The following is a 17,934-nucleotide window of genomic DNA, read 5'->3' as shown; positions in this document are numbered from 1 at the left end:
CCGTGCGAAGTTTTCAGACGGCCTTAAAGCCCTCGCGTTCTTTGAAAATTCTGATTGTCTTCTTACACCTTTCGGCGTTGGCCTTATGCCTTGCCGAGTTTTACGGCTGGATGATGTGGCTGGGTTTGGCGGCGTTGGCCGGCAGTTTTGCCTATGCTTGGCGCAGCGTTAATTTTCAGACTCGAAATGCGGTCAGAAAAATCATTATAGACCGCCAATACCGTGCGACGGTTTACTTGAATGGCGAGGAAGAGGGAAGAAGCGCGGTTTTGCAAGACAGCAGTATGTTGACGGTTTATGCTTTGTTTTTGCAATGGAATGTTGACGAAAAAATGGTCAAACACTGCATCTTGCCCGATATGGCCGACCGTGATGCCTACCGCCGTCTGAAAGTATGGGCGCGCTGGTGTCGGGAAAAAGAAGACAAAGCAGAACTTGCGGCAGATATGGATTAAACGGCCGTTTCAGACGGCCTTTTGAAGCGATCAATACAATGAAAACATTACAAGACTGGCTTTCTCATTTGGAGACTGCCCATAGTTCCGGCCTGATTGATATGGGTTTGGAGCGTGTGGGAGAAGTGAAAAAACGCATGAATTTGGTGCCGCAGTGTCCTGTTGTCGTGGTGGCGGGTACCAATGGCAAAGGTTCCGTATGCGCTTATTTGTCGCATATTTATAAAGAAGCCGGTTTCAAAGTCGGCACGCTGACCAGTCCGCACCTTCTGCGTTACAACGAACGAATCGCCATCAACACTCAGCCGGTTTCAGACGACCTGATTGTTTCCTCATTTGAGCGTATCGAAGCGGCACGCGGTGAAATTTCGCTGACGTATTTTGAGTTTAATGCTTTGGCTGCCGTCGATATTTTCATGCGTGAAAATGTGGATGTCATGATTTTGGAAGTCGGTTTGGGCGGACGGTTGGATGCTGTGAATGTATTCGATGGAGACTGTTCGGTCGTTACCAGCGTGGATTTGGATCATCAGGCATTTTTGGGCGATACCGTCGAGCAGGTCGGTTTTGAAAAAGCCGGGGTGTTCCGTAGCGGAAAACCGGCCGTGTGCGGTCAAAACCCTGCGCCTGAATCATTGGTCAAACACGCAGAAGAAATTGGCGCAAAACTGTTGATGGTTCAGCGAGATTTTGATTTTGCGTCAATGGAAAGTGTACAGTGGAACTACCGCTTTCATCCGCAATTTTCAGACGGCCAAAGCCGTAACCGCAATTCCTTGCCGTTTCCTGCTTTGCGTGGTGCCTATCAGTTGTCCAATGCCGCGTGTGCACTGACTGTTTTAGAGTGTCTGAACAATCAGCTGCCCGTTGACATCGGCGCGATTAAACGCGGTTTGCTGTTGGTTGAGAATCCTGGACGTTTCCAAGTCTTGCCCGGCCGTCCGCTGGTGGTTTTGGATGTCGGCCACAATCCGCACGCAGCCCGTGCTTTGCGCCGCAGCCTGATTAACCTTGCCTTTGCCCAAAAACGGACCGCCGTATTCAGTATGTTGTCTGACAAAGATATTGACGGCGTGCTGGAAATCGTTAAAGACCAGTTTGACGAGTGGAATATCGCGCCTTTAGATGTACCGCGCGGCATGACGGTGGAGGCTTTGCAGGCCAAATTGGCAGAACACGGCATCGACAATGTAAATGTTTTTGAAACCGTCGCTGCAGCCTACCGCGCTGCTTTGGCGAAAGCAACCGAAAATGATAGAATCGTTGTTTTCGGCTCATTCCATACTGTTGCCGATGTAATGGCTGTTTTGAAAGAACACTAACGAGGAAATTATCATGTCCGACAATAAACAAAAAGAAACTCCAAACGGATACGATTTAGACGGTTACGAACAACTCAAACGTCGTAACCGCCGTCGCTTGGTCTTGGCTTCCGGCTTGGTGGTGGCATCGGGTATGCTGTTCGGTCTGGCACTGACTTCCGGCGACGATAAAAATTCACCGTTTAAAGAAGCCCCTGTCGGTCAGACTCAAGTCAAAACGGCTGATGAGCCCAGCAAGGCTGTTGTCCTAGAGCCGAATAAAGAGGATGTTGCGATGGCTGAAGAAGCAGCCCGCCATGCGGATGCCGAAGCGCAAAGCAAACCTCAAAATGCCGGCGATGAAGAAGATAATGCGCCGGTCGAAGTGCTGAAGCCGAGCCGTGAATCCGCTCCCGAAGATGTCGGCGAGCCGTTGGTTTTGATCAACGATACTTTGGATGACGGCAATATTAAAGGTTTGGAAGAGTCCGAGCGTATTCAACGCGCCGAGGCTGCCAAACGCGAAGCTGCTGAACGCCGAGCCGAAGAACGCCGCCAACGCCAGGCAGAACAACGTGCTGCGGCACGCAAGGCACAAGCCCAACAGGAAGCGGATGAAAAAGAAAACGCATTGGCCGCTAAAAAACGCGCACTTCAAGCGCGTGCTGAAAAAGCAGAGCGTGAAGCCGCTGCTGAGCGTAATAAATTAGCTCAATTGGAAAAGGCAGAGAAAGCCATTGCCGAGCGTAAATCTTCCAAAAACAGCAAAGACAGCGTAAAAGACAAGGCCGAACCTGCTAAGAAAGCAGAAGCCAAAGTTGAAAAACCAAAAAATGAAAAGGCTAAACCGGAAACTGCCAAAGCTGAAAAAGCAGATAAGGTAAAAACTGCCGAGAAGCCGTCTGAAAAAGCTAAGCCTAAAGCTGAAAAAGAAACAGCAGAAGCCAAGCCTGCGAAAAAAGCCGCTATTCAGGCTGGTTATGCTGAAAAAGAACGCGCACAAAGTCTGCAACGTAAAATGAAAGCGGCAGGCATCGATTCGACCATTACTGAAGTCATGACCGATAAAGGTAAGGTGTATCGCGTGAAATCAGCCAGTTATAAAAATGCACGCGATGCCGAGCGTGATTTGAACAAATTGCGAGTACATGGCATTGCCGGTCAGGTAACCAGTGAGTAATTTGCCTGTTGCCGATTTGTTGGCTGCCGCCGTCATCGTCATCTGCATCATTATCTCGCTGACACGGGGGATTATTGCCGAAGCAGGGGCGATGGTGGCATGGGTGGGATCGTTTATTGCAGCCAGAATGCTTGCCGTGCCGTTTGCCGATGTGGTTTTTAAATCGGTTGAGCCGCATGCTTTGGCGGTTGCCATGGGTTTTGCCGCTGTGTTTTTTCTGGCGTGGCTGTTGCAAAAACTGGCACGGTCGCTGTTAAGCAGTTTGGTGTCTGCCGTTGGTCTGGGAAGCATCAACCGTTTGCTTGGCGGCGTATTCGGTGCAGTGAAAGGTGTGATTTTGGTAACACTGGCTGTGATGGTTTTTTCGCATACCGATTTGCCGAAGACGGAAGAGTGGCAAAGTTCCCATACGATTCCGTATTTTGAATCGCTTGCCGATGCCGCAATGCCGTATCTGCCGAGAAAAGAAGATATGCATGAGGAAGCGGATGATTAATGTTAACGGTTTCAGACGGCCTGAAGGTCGTTTGAAACCGTTTTTTATTTGTCTGAAGGTAGCATTATATTGTCAACAATTTGGGCAAACTCCTCTAAATTATTTTATAATGACGCCTTACCCATTTAACCCTAAAACTCGGAGAGTGTCGATATGTGTGGTGTATTAGGTTTGGTCAGTCATGAGCCGGTCAATCAGCTGCTGTATGACGGTCTGCAGATGCTGCAGCATCGTGGTCAGGATGCGGCAGGCATTGTGACTGCAGAGGGCAGCACGTTTCATATGCACAAAGGCAAAGGCATGGTACGTGAAGTGTTCCGTACCCGAAACATGCGCGACTTGGTAGGTAATGCCGGCATCGCACATGTCCGCTACCCGACTGCCGGCAATGCAGGCAGCAGTGCAGAGGCCCAGCCTTTCTATGTCAGCTCTCCGTTTGGCATTGTTTTGGCACATAATGGTAATCTGACCAATACCGAAGAGCTGTATGAGAATGTGTGCAACAAACACCTGCGCCATGTTAATACCAGCTCCGATTCCGAAGTATTACTCAATGTATTCGCGCATGAATTGCGCCGCGAAGTCTCTAAAAATACAGTTCCTTACCAACTCACCATCGACAATATTTTCAACGCCGTTTCCGAGGTGCACCGTTTGGTGCGCGGCGCATACGGCGTAGTAGCCATGATTGCAGGATACGGTATGCTGGCTTTCCGAGATCCTTTCGGCATCCGTCCGTTGGTTTTGGGTTCGCAAATTGACGAATCCGGTAAAAAATCTTATGCCGTTGCCTCCGAATCCGTTGCCTTCAATGCGCTTGCCTATGATTTGGAACGCGATATCCAGCCGGGCGAAGCCGTATTTATTGGTTTTGACGGCACGATTATTTCCCGTCAATGCAGCGATAAAGCCAAATTAAGCCCTTGTCTTTTCGAATATGTTTATTTTGCCCGCCCGGACTCCGTCATCGATGGCGTTTCCGTTTATCAGTCCCGTATGGATATGGGCGTATCTTTGGCAGAAAAAATCAAACGCGAGCTGCCTGTCGACGATATAGATGTTGTTATGCCTATTCCCGATACCAGCCGACCCAGCGCGATGGAGCTTGCCGTCCATCTCGAAAAACCTTACCGCGAAGGTCTGATTAAAAACCGCTACATCGGCCGCACCTTTATTATGCCCGGCCAGGCAACACGCAAAAAATCAGTACGCCAAAAACTCAGCCCGATGGAAACCGAGTTTAACGGCAAGAGCGTTTTATTGGTGGATGATTCCATCGTACGCGGTACGACCAGCCGTGAAATCGTTGAAATGGTACGCGCGGCAGGCGCACGCAAAGTCTATATCGCTTCTGCCGCTCCCGAAGTACGCTATCCGAATGTGTACGGCATCGATATGCCGACCCGTGAAGAACTGATTGCAAACGGCCGCAGCGCGGCAGAAATCGCAGCCGAAATTGGCGCGGACGGTATCGTCTTCCAAAATTTAGAAGACTTGGAAGCAGTAGTCAAAGCGCTCAATCCCAAAATCGAATCCTTTGATTCTTCATGCTTCAACGGTGTTTATCAAACCGGCGATATCGATGAAGCATATCTAAACCGCCTCTCCGCCGAAAAATCAGGTTGCGGCGGCTTAAAAGTACATCCAAGCAAAATGGAACACAGCATCAGTATCAGCGATAGCGATGATGAAGAATAAAGTAAATTGACTTACAATAAAGGCCGTCTGAAAATTAACGTTCAGACGGCCTTTAATTATGTTTTAAACACATCATGAGTACCGAAACCAAAAATTACATCACGCCTACCGGCTGGCAGGCATTGAAAGACGAACTTTATCACCTGGTCAACAAAGAACGCCCGGAAATCGTCCAAATCGTTAACTGGGCGGCAAGCAATGGCGACCGTAGCGAAAACGGCGACTATCTTTACGGCAAACGCCGCATGCGCGAAATCGACCGCCGTATCCGCTTCCTAACCAAACGCTTGGAAGCCGCCGTCGTCGTCGATCCAGAAGCGCGCGAAGCCACGGACCAGATTTTCTTCGGTGCAACCGTTGGCTTACTGCGCGGAGACGGTCGAGAACAAACCGTCAAAATCGTCGGCGTAGATGAAATCGATACCGCTAAAAACAAAATCTCATGGATTTCCCCTTTGGCACGCAGCCTGATTAAAGCGCGCGAAGGCGACGAAGTTGTCTTGAATACGCCGGAAGGACAGGAGGTTATAGAGATTTTGTCGGTGGAGTATATTAAGATTGACTGATTACGCGTGAATAATGCGAATGAAACTACAAAAGGCCGTCTGAAAAATAGACTTCAGACGGCCTTTTATGCATGGTAGCTACGCTTTTAAGATTTACCGGCTTTATCCCCGATTTTGCTTTCTTTGCCTTGAATCAGGTTTTGAATATTGCTTTTATGGCGGTACAACACCAATGCGGCAATGAATACGGTTGCCCATGCCCAAGAGGCGTGCGGCATCATGAAGAAGGCGAAGATGGGTGCGCAGACGGTGGCAACCAGTGCGGCGAGGGAGGAAACTTTGAAACCGAACGCCATGACCAGCCAAATCAAGGCGCAGAGCAGGGCGGTTGCGGGGGAGAGGGCGAGCAAGACGCCCAATGCGGTGGCTACGCCTTTGCCGCCTTTAAAATTGAAAAATATTGGCCACATATGACCGACCAATGCTGCAATGGCGACCAGGGCTATTGTTGCATCAGACAATTCTAAAGCATTTTGCAGGCAGCGCGCCAAGATGACGGCAACCAAGCCTTTTACTGCATCGCCGAGCAGGGTCAGTGCGGCCGCTTTTTTCTTACCGCTGCGCAAGACGTTGGTGGCACCGGGATTGCCGGAGCCGTAAGTGCGCGGATCGTCCATGCCGTAATATTTTGATACGATGACGGCAAAAGACAGGGAGCCGATAAGATAGGCGGCAATAATGGCGAGTACATTGAACATTTTGGGTGCTTTACTTAAAATGGGAACGGTTATTCTATCAAAAAAACGGACAGGTAAATGGATAAAATCTTTTTGTACGGCATGAAGGCCGATACTTTAATCGGCGTATATGATTGGGAGCGCGAGCGTAAACAGACTTTGATTTTGGATTTGGAAATCAGCGTTCCCGAGCGTACCGGCACGAGCGACGATATCGGAGACACCATTCATTATGGCGAAGTATGCGAAGTTGTACGCCGCAGCCTTGCCGAACAGGATTTTTTACTGCTGGAAACTTTGGTGGAACATATCGCCCAATTGATTTTAAATGATTTTGGTGCGGCCAAAGTGCGCGTCCGTATTGTGAAACCGGGTATCTTGCCCGATGTAGCGCAGGTCGGTATTGAAATTGAACGCACTCGGGAATAAACCATAAATATATAAATTTTTAGTTTTAAATAAAAAAGAAAACGTCATGATTGAACAAATATTGGGAAGTATGTCAGGTTTATTTTGGATTTTTCTAATCATTATTCCTTTGCTTTTATTCAAAGCACTGTTGAGAAATCCTAAAATAAAGGGAAGCATGGGGGAAATAGCAGTTCGTTCTGTAATTGGAAAAAATTTAGATGAGAAAACTTATTTTGAGTTTCACGATTTAATTATTCCATCTCGAGATGGTACGACACAAATTGATCATATTTATGTCTCAATTTTTGGGATATTTGTGATAGAAACTAAAAATTACACAGGTTGGATTTTTGGTAGTGAAAAGCAATCTAAATGGACGCAAATCATCTATAAACAGAAACATTATTTCCAAAACCCGTTGCGTCAGAATTATGCTCATATCAAAGCATTGTCAGAACTATTGCAATTTCCTGATGAGAAGTTTCATTCAATGGTAGTTTTCTTAGGTGATTGTGAGTTGAAATCGAAAATGCCACCAAATGTTTGCCGTATTAGGCAGGCGGCGGCTTATATTAAGAATTTTCAGACGGCCTTATTGCTTCCTCATGAGGTAGAGGCAATAGTTGCTGTATTGTCTTCAAGTGACTACCAAGCAAATAGTGAAAAGCTGCGAACACATACGGAGCGTTTGCAACAACGACATCAGCGGTAACTATTAGAAAAGGCATCCTCTGAGTTTATTTCTGTAAAATTTCAGACGGCCTTTGATATTTAATAATTTGGAAATGAGGTAAAAAATGGATTTGAAAGAAACTAAATTAAGCAGCGAGCCAATCTACGAAGGTTCTTTTGTTACCATCAGCCGCGATCGGGTGCGCCTGCCTAACGGCAACGAAAGCCAACGGGTTGTGATCCGTCATCCGGGTGCTGCGTGTGTATTGGCGGAAACGGAAGACGGTAAAGTTGTTTTGGTGCGCCAATGGCGTTATGCCGCCGATCAGGCGACGTTGGAATTGCCGGCGGGTAAATTGGATGTGGCGGATGAAGATCCTGCCGAATGCGCTTTGCGTGAGTTGGCGGAAGAAACGCCATATGTCGCCGACAGTGTCAAACTGTTGTACACCTTTTACACCGCAGTCGGTTTTTGCGATGAAAAAATGTATCTCTACCAAGCGCAAGGCGTGCGTTTGGGCAGCGAGTTAAGCAACGATGAGGATGAAATTACAGAAACCGTCCTGATGAGCAAGGAAGAGGTGCGCAATGCATTGGCAAACGATGAAATCAAAGATGGTAAGACTTTGATTGGTTTGCAGTATTGGTTGACTCAGAATTGATATGTTAAGCAGAAAATCCTTGATGGATTTCTGAATACTTGAGCCTGATATTTAGATAATAAGGTTTCATACAAACAAGGCCGTCTGAAAAAGCTTTCAGACGGCCTTGTTTTATTTTGCAGCCGGATTTTAACCTAATAAAGCCGGTGCAAACCGTGTAATCGTATCGCGCAAAACGATGAGTTTGCCGTGGAAGAAGTGGGACGAACCGGCAATGGTTACAACAGGCAGGCCTTGTGGTTCTGCCCATGTCAGGGCTTTGTTGATTTCGACGACTTCGTCTTCTGCGCCATGAATCATCAATGTTTTGGCGACATCGGGAACGTTGGATGGTTCCGGGCGGTCGGTGTAGTGATGGACGGCGGCGCCCATCAGCAACAGTAAATCAGGCGTGCGCGCTTGTGCGGCAAAGGTGGAAACGTAGCCGCCGAATGAGAAACCGGCTAGGACGAATTGCGGCGCGTCAGGATGTTGCGCACGGGCGTAGTCTATAACGGCAATGCAGTCTTGCGTTTCGCCGCGGCCGTAGTCGTGCTCGCCTTCGCTATTGCCTACGCCGCGCAAATTGGGCAGGTAGCAATGGAAGCCGAGTTGGCTGAGGGCTTTGGCGGCGGTTTGGATGACTTTGTTGGTGTTGGTGCCGCCTTGCAGGGGATTGGGGTGGTTGATGACGGCAACGCCGCGGGCGGATTCTTGTGTGCTTGGCAGGTAGATGGTTTCCAGCAAACCGGCCGGACCGGGGATTTGAATGATGTCGGGTTTGAGCATGAGTGTGTCCTTGTTTGTTTTTTTAGACGGCCTGAAACGGTTTATAGATAAAAATTCTTGCCGTTGTTTTGATTGTTGGCTTTCAAATTGGCAAGCATCCGTTTGAAGTCCAAGCCGTATTTTTCGCTTAATTTTTCGGCGCGTTTTTTCAGGTTGTCGAGATTTTGTTCTTTAGGGTTACTTTGGAACGCCATGACTGCAACGTTGCCGTGGCTTTCGGCAGGCAGCTCGAGCACGCGGCCGTCAAAGGAGTTGAGCAGGCGTTCGACAAAGCGTTGATAACGCTGGTCACCGCTCCACCAGTTGGTGACAAATACGCCGTCGGGGGAGAGGGCATTGCGGCAGTCTTGGAAGAAGGGCTCTTCCACCAAAGCATCGATAATCTGTTCGCCGTCAAAACCATCTACCAAAATTACATCGGTATTGTGGCGGAACACTTTAATATATTCTGCGCCATCTGCCTCGATAATTTCAAAATTTTCACCTTCGTGCGGCAATTCAAACAGGCTGCGCGCCACGGCGATGACTTGCGGATTGATGTCAATGGCGGTTTGCTTGGTATCGGGCAGGTAGCTGTCTATCCAACGGGCAAACGAGCCGCCGCCCAAGCCGATTTGGGTGATGTGTTTGGGCGGGGTTTCTGCAAACAGCAGCCAACCCATCATGGCGCGGCTGTACGACAACACCAGCTCGGACGGATGATCGACATTCATGGAGCTTTGGATGGTGTCGCTGCCCAAGTGCAGGGAACGGATATTGCCTTCTTCGGAAATGCCGACTTCGGGCAGATGGGATTTGGCAGGGCGCAGGCGGCGGTAAGGATGGCGGGGCGGCATGGGCAAAGATGGAAAGATGTAGAAGGCGTTATTTTAACAGAAACCATGATGTTTTGCGCTGGGGCGGTTTTCAGACGGCCTTTTTGCGTGTTGGATGGAAAGATAAGGTGTGTATTTAATTTTCTTTAAAATCATTGGTTTTTATAATTTCGTGAGTAACTTTGTTTGAAAATGCTTGCCAAGATGGGAACTTATCGGCATAATGCCGACTTCCTTGCCGGTATAGCTCAGTTGGTAGAGCACCTGACTTGTAATCAGGGGGTCCCGAGTTCGACTCTTGGTGCCGGCACCAGTTAAAGACTGATGGTGCTGCAAGGCATTTCAGTAAGCCGGTATAGCTCAGTTGGTAGAGCACCTGACTTGTAATCAGGGGGTCCCGAGTTCGACTCTTGGTGCCGGCACCAATTAAAAGCCCGATTGTGAAAGCAGTCGGGCTTTTTGCTTATGCTTTGATATTTTAAAAGCAGACCTTATAATACCGCGTTTCCATTACAACAAAGGGCTGCCCGTCGGGCGGAACACACAAAACACCATGATTACCGTAAACACTTTGCAAAAAATGAAAGCAGAGGGCGAGAAAATCGCTATGCTGACCGCTTATGAATCCAGCTTTGCCGCGCTGATGGACAATGCCGGCGTGGATGTATTGCTGGTCGGCGATTCTTTGGGTATGGCGGTGCAAGGTCGTCAGTCCACTTTGCCGGTGAGCTTGCAGGATATGTGCTACCACACTGAATGTGTGGCTCGCGGCACTAAAAATGCCATGATTGTCAGCGACTTGCCGTTTGGCGCGTATCAGCAGAGCAAAGAGCAGGCATTTGCAGCAGCGGCAGAGTTGATGGCGGCCGGTGCGCATATGGTCAAGCTCGAAGGCGGTGTCTGGATGGCGGAGACCACTGAATTTCTGCAAATGCGCGGTATTCCTGTTTGCGCCCACATCGGCCTGACCCCGCAATCCGTGTTTGCATTCGGCGGCTATAAAGTTCAAGGCCGAGGCGACAAGGCGGAAGCGTTGCTCAACGACGCTAAAGCGCATGATGCGGCAGGTGCGGCAATCGTATTGATGGAATGCGTTCCTGCAGAGTTGGCGAAAAAAGTAACCGAGACAGTTTCTTGCCCGACCATCGGTATTGGCGCAGGCGTGGATTGCGACGGTCAGGTTTTGGTGATGCACGATATGCTCGGCATTTTCCCCGGTAAAACCGCAAAATTCGTGAAAAACTTTATGCAGGGCAAAGACAGCGTTCAAGCTGCGGTCAAAGCCTATGTGAATGAAGTCAAAGCAAAAACGTTCCCATCTGTCGAACATACGTTTGCCGGATAAAATAAACTCCAGGCCGTCTGAAACTTATTTCAGACGGCCTTTTTGATGAATAAAAGCGTATAATCGGCGCGTGATTTCCGTTGATGAAACGGCGGAAAAGATAAAGGATTTTTCAAACCATGCAAATTATTCATACGATTAAAGAATTGCGCGAGTGGCGCAAAACTGCCGGAAAAGTGGCATTTGTACCGACCATGGGCAATCTGCACGAAGGCCATCTTGCGCTGGTGCGCGAAGCGAAAAAACGTGCCGATAACGTTGTGGTCAGTATTTTTGTCAACCGCCTGCAATTCGGACAAGGCGAGGATTTCGACAAATATCCGCGTACTTTGCAGCAAGATGCCGACAAATTGGCAGGCGAGGGCGTTGCCGTCGTGTTTGCGCCTGATGAAAAAGAGCTGTATCCGAATGTGGAACAGCGTTTCAATGTCGAGCCTCCGCACCTGCAAAATGAATTGTGCGGCAAATTCCGTCCGGGCCATTTCCGCGGCGTTGCGACCGTTGTGACCAAGTTGTTCAACATTGTTCAACCCGATACCGCCTGTTTCGGCAAAAAAGACTATCAGCAGCTGGCGATTATCAAAGGCTTTGTCGAAGACTTGAATTTCAATATCGAAATCGTCCCGGTCGATACCGGCCGCGCTTCAGACGGCCTGGCACTTTCCAGCCGCAACCAATATTTGAGCGAAGCAGAGCGTGCAGAAGCGCCCCGCCTCTATCAAGAGTTGCAAAACATTGCCACCGCCTTGAAAAACGGCAATCTGGATTACGCCCAACTCGAGGCCGAATGTATCCGCCGTTTGACCGACGCCGGCTGGGTGGTTGATTACGTTGAAATCCGCCATGCACACAGCTTGGCAGTAGCTCATGTCGGCGATAAAGAATTGGTGGTGCTTGCCGCCGCCCGTTTGGGTACCACGCGCCTGATTGATAATTTGGAAGTGGCTTTGGCTTAAAACCAAGCTGCTGTTAAAGGCCGTCTGAAACCTGTTTTTCAGACGGCCTTTTGTTACAATAACGCTTTTGCATTTCTAAGGCTTTTCCATGTCCAAACCCACCGTTTCCCCGATGATGCAGCAGTATCTCGCCATCAAATCGCAACACGCCGACAAGCTGGTGTTTTACCGTATGGGCGACTTCTACGAGTTGTTTTTGGATGATGCGGTGGAAGCGGCGAAGCTGCTGGACATCACCCTGACCACGCGCGGGCAGATGGACGGCGTGCCGATTAAGATGGCGGGCGTGCCGTTTCACGCGGCGGAGCAGTATCTGGCGCGACTGGTAAAGATGGGCAAAAGCGTGGCGGTGTGCGAGCAGGTGGGCGAAGTCGGTGCGGGCAAAGGGCCGGTGGAGCGCAAAGTCGTGCGCATCGTAACGCCCGGCACGCTGACCGACGCGGCGTTTTTGGAAGACAAGGAAACCAACCGCATTGTGGCGGTAAATGCAGACAAGAAAAACGTTGCCATTGCATGGGCTTCTTTGCAAAGCGGCGAATTCAAAACCAAGCTGACGACGGCGGACAAACTCGCCGACGAGCTGGCGCGTTTGCAGGCGGCGGAAATCCTGTTGCCCGAAGGCAAAAGCCTGCCTGACGGTTTTCAGGCAACCTCTGCCAACATCACGCGCCTGAACTCATGGCAGTTTGCCGCCGACGCCGGCGCGAAATTGTTGACCGAATACTTCGGCTGCCAAGACCTGCACGGCTTCGGTTTGGACGGCAAAGAACACGAAGCCGCCGTCGGCGCGGCGGGCGCGTTGTTGAACTACATCCGCCTGACGCAAAACCTGATGCCGCAACACCTCGACGGCATTTCGCTCGAAACCGACAGCCAATATATCGGCATGGACGCCGCCACGCGCCGCAATCTCGAAATCACGCAAACCCTCTCCGGCAAAAAATCGCCGACCCTGTTTTCCATACTCGACGGCTGCGCCACCCACATGGGCAGCCGCCTCTTGGCACTCTGGCTGCACCACCCCTTACGCAGCCGCGCCCACATCCGCGCCCGCCAAGAAGCCGTTGCCGCGCTGGGTTCGCAATACGAAACCCTGCAAGGCCGTCTGAAAAACATCGCGGACATCGAACGCATCGCCGCCCGCATCGCCGTCGGCAACGCCCGCCCGCGCGACCTCGCCGCCCTGCGCGACAGCCTGTTTGCCCTGTCCGAAATCGAACTGTCCGCCGAGGGCAACAGTCTCTTAGAAACCCTCAAAGCCGTTTTCCCCGAAACCCTGCCCGTCGCCGAAACCCTCAAAGCCGCCGTGATGCCCGAACCCGCCGTCTGGCTCAAAGACGGCGGCGTCATCAACCAAGGCTATTGCGCAGAACTCGACGAGTTACGCCACATCCAAAACCACGGCGACGAATTCCTGCTCGACCTCGAAGCGCGCGAACGCGAACTCACCGGCCTTTCCACCCTCAAAGTCGAGTTCAACCGCGTCCACGGCTTCTACATCGAGCTATCCAAAGTCCAGGCCGAACAAGCCCCCGCCGACTACCAACGCCGCCAGACCCTCAAAAACGCCGAACGCTTCATCACCCCCGAACTCAAAACCTTCGAAGACAAAGTCCTGACCGCGCAAGAGCAGGCATTGGCATTGGAGAAACGCCTGTTTGAAGCCCTGCTCAAAGACATTCAGACGACCCTTCCACAGCTTCAAAAAGCAGCAAAAGCCGCCGCTGCGCTGGACGTACTCTCCACCTTCGCCGCCACCGCCGCCGAACGCGGCTTCGTTTGTCCTGAGTTCGCCGACTACCCCATTATCCATATCGAAAACGGCCGCCATCCCGTCGTCGAGCAACAAGTGCGCCACTTCACCGCCAACCACACCCGCCTCGACCACAAACACCGCCTCATGCTCCTGACCGGCCCCAACATGGGCGGCAAATCCACCTACATGCGCCAAGTCGCCCACATCGTCCTCATGGCGCACACCGGCAGCTTCGTCCCTGCCGATTCAGCTCAAATCGGCCCCATCGACCAAATCTTCACCCGTATCGGCGCCTCCGACGACCTCGCCTCCAACCGCTCTACCTTCATGGTCGAAATGAGCGAAACCGCCTACATCCTCCACCACGCCACCGACCAATCCCTCGTCCTCATGGACGAAGTCGGTCGCGGCACCTCCACCTTTGACGGCCTCGCCCTTGCGCACGCCATCGCCGAACACCTGCTGCAAAAAAACAAATCCTTCAGCCTCTTTGCCACCCACTATTTCGAGCTGACCCGCCTGCCTGAAGCCCACGCAACGGCAGTCAATATGCACCTCTCCGCGCTCGAACAAGGACAAGACATCGTCTTCCTCCACCACATCGAACCCGGCCCCGCCAGCAAAAGCTACGGTATCGCCGTCGCCAAACTCGCCGGCCTGCCCAACCGTGCTTTGAAAGCGGCTCAAAAGCATTTAAACGATTTGGAAAACCAAGCCGCCGCCAACCGTCCGCAGTTGGATATTTTCAGCGCCATGCCGTCTGAAAATAGGGAAGATGAGGAAGGGAAAGCACAAGAAGTTGAGCCTATTGATAATTTGCAGACCAATGAATTGGCCGAAGCGTTGGCGCAAATCCAGCCCGACAACCTCACGCCGCGCGAAGCCTTGGATGCCTTGTACCGTTTGAAAGAAATCTGCAACAAGGTGTCGTAAACAAGGCAAAGGCCGTCTGAAACAGGGGAAACATATAATGAGTTTTGCTGACATTACCGTGGTGGGTATTACCGGCGCAGATTCTTATACCGAGGGCACGATGTACGCCGTTGCCCGCAGTTGCGCCGAATTGCCCGGAAGCAGCGGATTGCTGATCAGCCCGAGCCGTCCGCAAGGTTTGCCGGAAAATATCCTGCATCAGCCTTGCCGGCCATTCGGTTATCTGGAATACAATCTGTTTGTTTTGTACCAACTGATGTATTACATCGAAACCGATTATTGTTTGATTGTTCAAAATGACGGCTGGGTGTTGAACGGTCAAAACTGGCAGGATGCCTATCGGGAATATGACTACATCGGCGCACCTTTGCCGATTTTGTTGGAAACCGAAGCCGACGGGCAGTTTTTCCTGAAGGGGACCGACCAATATTTGGCCAAACAGCATCTGATTCAGACTTCCCCGAATTTGGACGAGCCGCAGAACGGCGGTTTCAGCCTGCGCAGCAAGCGGCTTTTAACCATGCCTCGGCAACTGGGCCTAAATGTAGAAATCCGGCCGCCTTTGCCGCCGAAAGACGGGAAAATGGCCGGTATGGAATGGCTGGTGCGGCTGCACCACGAGGATATGTTTTTGACGGCGCAACACCGTTATAGATTGCAGGACTTGGGTCTGAAATTCGCGCCTCCGAATATTGCGACACAATTTTCTTCAGAAGTACCGTTTATCAATCGAATGAGGAATGTCCCTTTAGAGCGCGTCTTTGGGGCGCACTGGACGGGCAGTGTGGCTTTGACCGGCTGCAACCGTGTCCGTTTTGCCCAATTAAATGGTGATGAGTTGGAAACATTATCCCGTTTTTTTAGAAATTTGGGTTATGAATTAGAATAAATAAAGGCCGTCTGAAAGTTCAGACGGCCTTTTTTTAATGGTTGTTAATGTTGATGATGGTGGGCATGGCGTGCAGCCGCGCGTTTGGTACCGACAGGCACAATCAGCGTTGCGTAAGTATTGTCTTTCTGACATACGCTTTTATCGCTGTAATCGGTCTCGTTCACCACTTTGATTTTCCACAAACCGTCAATCAGCGTAATCACATTGACCACGCCGTTTTTATCGGTTTTGCCGGAGAAGCCTTGAGGCTCGCGGTGGTCATGGGTTGATTCCAAGTCCATTTCGGCCAAAGTGTCGGAGCTGGCGGTAACAGTGGCTTTAACCAAAGGCTCGCCTTTGTACAGGACTTTGACCGGCAAAATACCGCCGGCTTTGACTGCGTTCGGATTTTTCAGCGGAACCAGTTCCAGCTCTTGGCCGATAGGGCGGGTCAATACCGCTTCATCGACTGCGCCGTTGCCCACGTGGACGAAACTCTTGCCGAACATTTGCGATTGTTCGCAATAGGTGGCACCGGCCAGCTGTTTCAAGGTTTGCTGTTTCCAGCCGTCTTGGTTTTTCGACCAGAAAGTCGGTTTGTAGGTTGCGCTGACCCAGTAGGAGCCTGCGGGCAGGGCGGCTTTGGAAACGTATTGATAGTTTTCGCCCTTATTCACCAAATCAACGGTTTTCTTTGAGCTGTCGGTCAATTGCAGCGGTTTGAAAATATGCACGCGGTCGTCGGCGATTTTTTCGACATTGGGGAAGTCGTGGCTGTAACCCAAATCCGCATGCAGGATTTTACCGGCAGGCTGATGTGCCGGTGCGGCCACCCAAACATCGTGCGCCTGCGCCGCTGCGCCCAATCCCAGCAATCCTAAAAGCATCCACTGTTTCATAGTTTCTACACTCCATTTTGTTGTTGAATGAAAGGCCTTGTATTTTGGCGAGTAGAAACATTACTCTTATTTGCATTTTTTGTAAATAATAAGAACTATATTTTTTAATTATAAATAATTATTTATATTGGGTTTTCAGACGGCCTGACGTATTGGGTAATGCTGTTTGCAACGTATGTTTATCCTGTATAAATAGCAACTTTAATCTTTATCTAATTAATTTATATATAGTTTATTGTGATGTTTATCTGGGTGGGCATTTTTTCCCGATTTCCGCCCGGATTGTATATAACCAAAACTGATAAACGTGAAAGCAAACATTATTTCCAGTTTGCATCCAATCCCGATAAAGTGCTCCCATATTTTTAACAGGAGCCGACCATGAATATCCGTACGCTTTCTTTTGCCGCATTGACCGCCGCGCTGGCTTTGAGCGCGTGCTCGCCAAAAGCCGAACAATCCGCCGACAATGCTTCTCAAGCTGCCGGAGGTAAGGGGGGCGAAGTCAAATTGCTGAATGTTTCCTACGATGTCGCCCGCGATTTTTATAAAGAATACAATCCGTTATTTGTCAAAGAGTTTGCCGCAAAAAACGGCGGACAGACGGTTGAAGTCCAACAGTCGCACGGCGGCTCCAGCAAGCAGGCTTTGGCTGTCGCCAACGGTTTGGCTGCTGATGTAGTGACCATGAACCAGACTTCCGATATCGAGCTTTTGGTGAAAAAAGGCCTGATTAAAGACGATTGGAACACGCGCCTGCCGGACAATGCCGTGCCTTATACCAGCAACGTCGTTTTCTTGGTACGCAAAGGTAATCCGAAACACATCCAAGACTGGGGCGATTTGGCTAAAGACGGCGTGCAAATCGTTTTGGCCAATCCGAAAACCACTGGTAACGGCCGCTACGCCTTTTTAGGTGCGTACGGCTACGGCTTGAAAGTCAACAACGGCGATGAAGGCAAAACCAAAGACTTTGTGGCCGCATTGTTGAAAAACACGCCTGTGTTTGAAAACGGCGGCCGCGCGGCAACGACGACCTTCAGCCAACGCCATATCGGAGATGTCTTGGTTACCTTTGAAAATGAGGCCAACTACGTCAGCAAAAAGCTGACCCAAGACCAATTTGAAATCGTCTATCCAAGCTACACCATTCTTTCCGAAGCGCCGGTTGCCGTCGTGGACAGTGTGGTCGACAAAAAAGGCACACGAGCCGCTGCCGAAGCCTATCTGCAAAACCTCTGGAGTGAACCGGCTCAAGAGTTGGCCGCCAATCTTTACCTGCGTCCGCGCAATGCCGAAGTATTGGCGAAACACAAAGCCGATTTCCCCGATATTGAAACCTTTAATCCGAATGAGAAGTTCGGCGCTTGGTCGGACATCATGAAAAAATTCTTTGCCGACGGCGGATTGTTTGATCAGCTTTCCGGTAAAAAATAAGGTTTGAACATAGAGGCCGTCTGAAATTTCAGACGG

General features: G+C 50.4%; 18 protein-coding genes and 2 tRNA genes. 16 read left to right on the top strand and 4 right to left on the bottom strand.

From position 1 onward, the window contains the following. Nucleotides 1–2: 2 nt before the first annotated feature. The 6 genes from HMPREF2711_RS02165 to greB all read left to right on the top strand — a co-directional run bounded on the left by HMPREF2711_RS02165 (nt 3) and on the right by greB (nt 5,696). On the top strand, nt 3–455 hold the full coding sequence (locus HMPREF2711_RS02165; RefSeq protein WP_003747226.1) for a protein YgfX: 453 nt from the start codon (nt 3–5) through the stop codon (nt 453–455). Nucleotides 456–493: 38 nt separating this feature from the next. Further along, nucleotides 494–1,777: a bifunctional tetrahydrofolate synthase/dihydrofolate synthase gene (gene folC, locus HMPREF2711_RS02160; RefSeq protein WP_003747224.1), complete on the top strand. Its 1,284-nt coding sequence runs from the start codon at nt 494–496 to the stop codon at nt 1,775–1,777. Between the two features lie 13 nt (nt 1,778–1,790). After that, the gene (ftsN, locus tag HMPREF2711_RS02155) at nt 1,791–2,936 is read left to right on the top strand and encodes a cell division protein FtsN (protein WP_003747222.1); all 1,146 of its coding nucleotides are present in this window, start codon (nt 1,791–1,793) and stop codon (nt 2,934–2,936) included. After that, nucleotides 2,929–3,432 (top strand): CvpA family protein, encoded by a 504-nt coding sequence (locus HMPREF2711_RS02150; RefSeq protein ID WP_003747220.1) that lies wholly within the window; start codon nt 2,929–2,931, stop codon nt 3,430–3,432. The genes ftsN and HMPREF2711_RS02150 overlap by 8 nt, the downstream gene beginning before the upstream one ends. A gap of 153 nt (nt 3,433–3,585) precedes the next feature. After that, complete coding sequence (purF, locus tag HMPREF2711_RS02145; protein ID WP_003747218.1) at nt 3,586–5,130, top strand: amidophosphoribosyltransferase; 1,545 nt, start codon at nt 3,586–3,588, stop codon at nt 5,128–5,130. Nucleotides 5,131–5,204: 74 nt separating this feature from the next. Further along, on the top strand, nt 5,205–5,696 hold the full coding sequence (gene greB / locus HMPREF2711_RS02140; RefSeq protein WP_003747216.1) for a transcription elongation factor GreB: 492 nt from the start codon (nt 5,205–5,207) through the stop codon (nt 5,694–5,696). 86 nt (nt 5,697–5,782) lie between these two features. Here the strand turns inward: greB and plsY are convergent, their stop codons facing one another. Further along, nucleotides 5,783–6,394, bottom strand: a complete 612-nt coding sequence (gene plsY / locus HMPREF2711_RS02135; RefSeq protein ID WP_003747215.1) for a glycerol-3-phosphate 1-O-acyltransferase PlsY — start codon at nt 6,392–6,394, stop codon at nt 5,783–5,785. A gap of 57 nt (nt 6,395–6,451) precedes the next feature. Here plsY and folB point away from each other — a divergent pair, with 57 nt between their 5' ends. The 3 genes from folB (at nt 6,452) to HMPREF2711_RS02120 (ending at nt 8,118) form a co-directional block, all read left to right on the top strand. Beyond that, complete coding sequence (gene folB, locus HMPREF2711_RS02130; protein ID WP_003747214.1) at nt 6,452–6,802, top strand: dihydroneopterin aldolase; 351 nt, start codon at nt 6,452–6,454, stop codon at nt 6,800–6,802. A gap of 46 nt (nt 6,803–6,848) precedes the next feature. Further along, nucleotides 6,849–7,496 (top strand): nuclease-related domain-containing protein, encoded by a 648-nt coding sequence (locus tag HMPREF2711_RS02125; protein ID WP_003747212.1) that lies wholly within the window; start codon nt 6,849–6,851, stop codon nt 7,494–7,496. 85 nt (nt 7,497–7,581) lie between these two features. Continuing rightward, a complete protein-coding gene (locus HMPREF2711_RS02120; protein WP_003747210.1) occupies nt 7,582–8,118 on the top strand; it encodes an NUDIX hydrolase in 537 nt (178 codons plus the stop codon). 129 nt (nt 8,119–8,247) lie between these two features. On the opposite strand, the gene HMPREF2711_RS02115 is transcribed toward HMPREF2711_RS02120, so the two are convergent. Together HMPREF2711_RS02115 and HMPREF2711_RS02110 are read right to left on the bottom strand one after the other, a co-directional pair. Then, nucleotides 8,248–8,886 (bottom strand): alpha/beta hydrolase, encoded by a 639-nt coding sequence (locus HMPREF2711_RS02115; RefSeq protein WP_003747207.1) that lies wholly within the window; start codon nt 8,884–8,886, stop codon nt 8,248–8,250. Between the two features lie 41 nt (nt 8,887–8,927). Next, the gene (locus HMPREF2711_RS02110; RefSeq protein WP_003747205.1) at nt 8,928–9,722 is read right to left on the bottom strand and encodes a polyamine aminopropyltransferase; all 795 of its coding nucleotides are present in this window, start codon (nt 9,720–9,722) and stop codon (nt 8,928–8,930) included. A gap of 216 nt (nt 9,723–9,938) precedes the next feature. On the opposite strand from HMPREF2711_RS02110, the gene HMPREF2711_RS02105 reads away from it, so the two are divergent. The 6 genes from HMPREF2711_RS02105 (at nt 9,939) to HMPREF2711_RS02080 (ending at nt 15,580) form a co-directional block, all read left to right on the top strand. Beyond that, nucleotides 9,939–10,014: transfer RNA gene (locus HMPREF2711_RS02105), tRNA-Thr, on the top strand. Between the two features lie 36 nt (nt 10,015–10,050). Continuing rightward, nucleotides 10,051–10,126, top strand: a tRNA-Thr gene (locus tag HMPREF2711_RS02100). A 128-nt stretch (nt 10,127–10,254) separates the two neighbouring features. Continuing rightward, nucleotides 10,255–11,046, top strand: a complete 792-nt coding sequence (panB, locus tag HMPREF2711_RS02095) for a 3-methyl-2-oxobutanoate hydroxymethyltransferase (RefSeq protein WP_003747202.1) — start codon at nt 10,255–10,257, stop codon at nt 11,044–11,046. 119 nt (nt 11,047–11,165) lie between these two features. Next, on the top strand, nt 11,166–12,002 hold the full coding sequence (gene panC, locus HMPREF2711_RS02090) for a pantoate--beta-alanine ligase (RefSeq protein WP_003747200.1): 837 nt from the start codon (nt 11,166–11,168) through the stop codon (nt 12,000–12,002). 88 nt (nt 12,003–12,090) lie between these two features. Further along, the gene (gene mutS, locus HMPREF2711_RS02085) at nt 12,091–14,691 is read left to right on the top strand and encodes a DNA mismatch repair protein MutS (protein WP_003747197.1); all 2,601 of its coding nucleotides are present in this window, start codon (nt 12,091–12,093) and stop codon (nt 14,689–14,691) included. 37 nt (nt 14,692–14,728) lie between these two features. Further along, nucleotides 14,729–15,580 (top strand): DUF5672 family protein, encoded by an 852-nt coding sequence (locus HMPREF2711_RS02080; RefSeq protein ID WP_003747195.1) that lies wholly within the window; start codon nt 14,729–14,731, stop codon nt 15,578–15,580. 44 nt (nt 15,581–15,624) lie between these two features. Here HMPREF2711_RS02080 and HMPREF2711_RS02075 read toward each other — a convergent pair whose 3' ends face one another. Further along, nucleotides 15,625–16,461: a DUF4198 domain-containing protein gene (locus tag HMPREF2711_RS02075; RefSeq protein ID WP_003747194.1), complete on the bottom strand. Its 837-nt coding sequence runs from the start codon at nt 16,459–16,461 to the stop codon at nt 15,625–15,627. Nucleotides 16,462–16,848: 387 nt separating this feature from the next. On the opposite strand from HMPREF2711_RS02075, the gene HMPREF2711_RS02070 reads away from it, so the two are divergent. Continuing rightward, a complete protein-coding gene (locus HMPREF2711_RS02070) occupies nt 16,849–17,898 on the top strand; it encodes a sulfate ABC transporter substrate-binding protein (protein WP_172884833.1) in 1,050 nt (349 codons plus the stop codon). Nucleotides 17,899–17,934 lie beyond the last annotated feature (36 nt).

The sequence above is a fragment of the Neisseria sp. HMSC070A01 genome, assembly GCF_001810165.1.
Taxonomy (GTDB): Bacteria; Pseudomonadota; Gammaproteobacteria; order Burkholderiales; family Neisseriaceae; genus Neisseria.
This window is presented reverse-complemented; position numbering and strand designations above follow the sequence as displayed.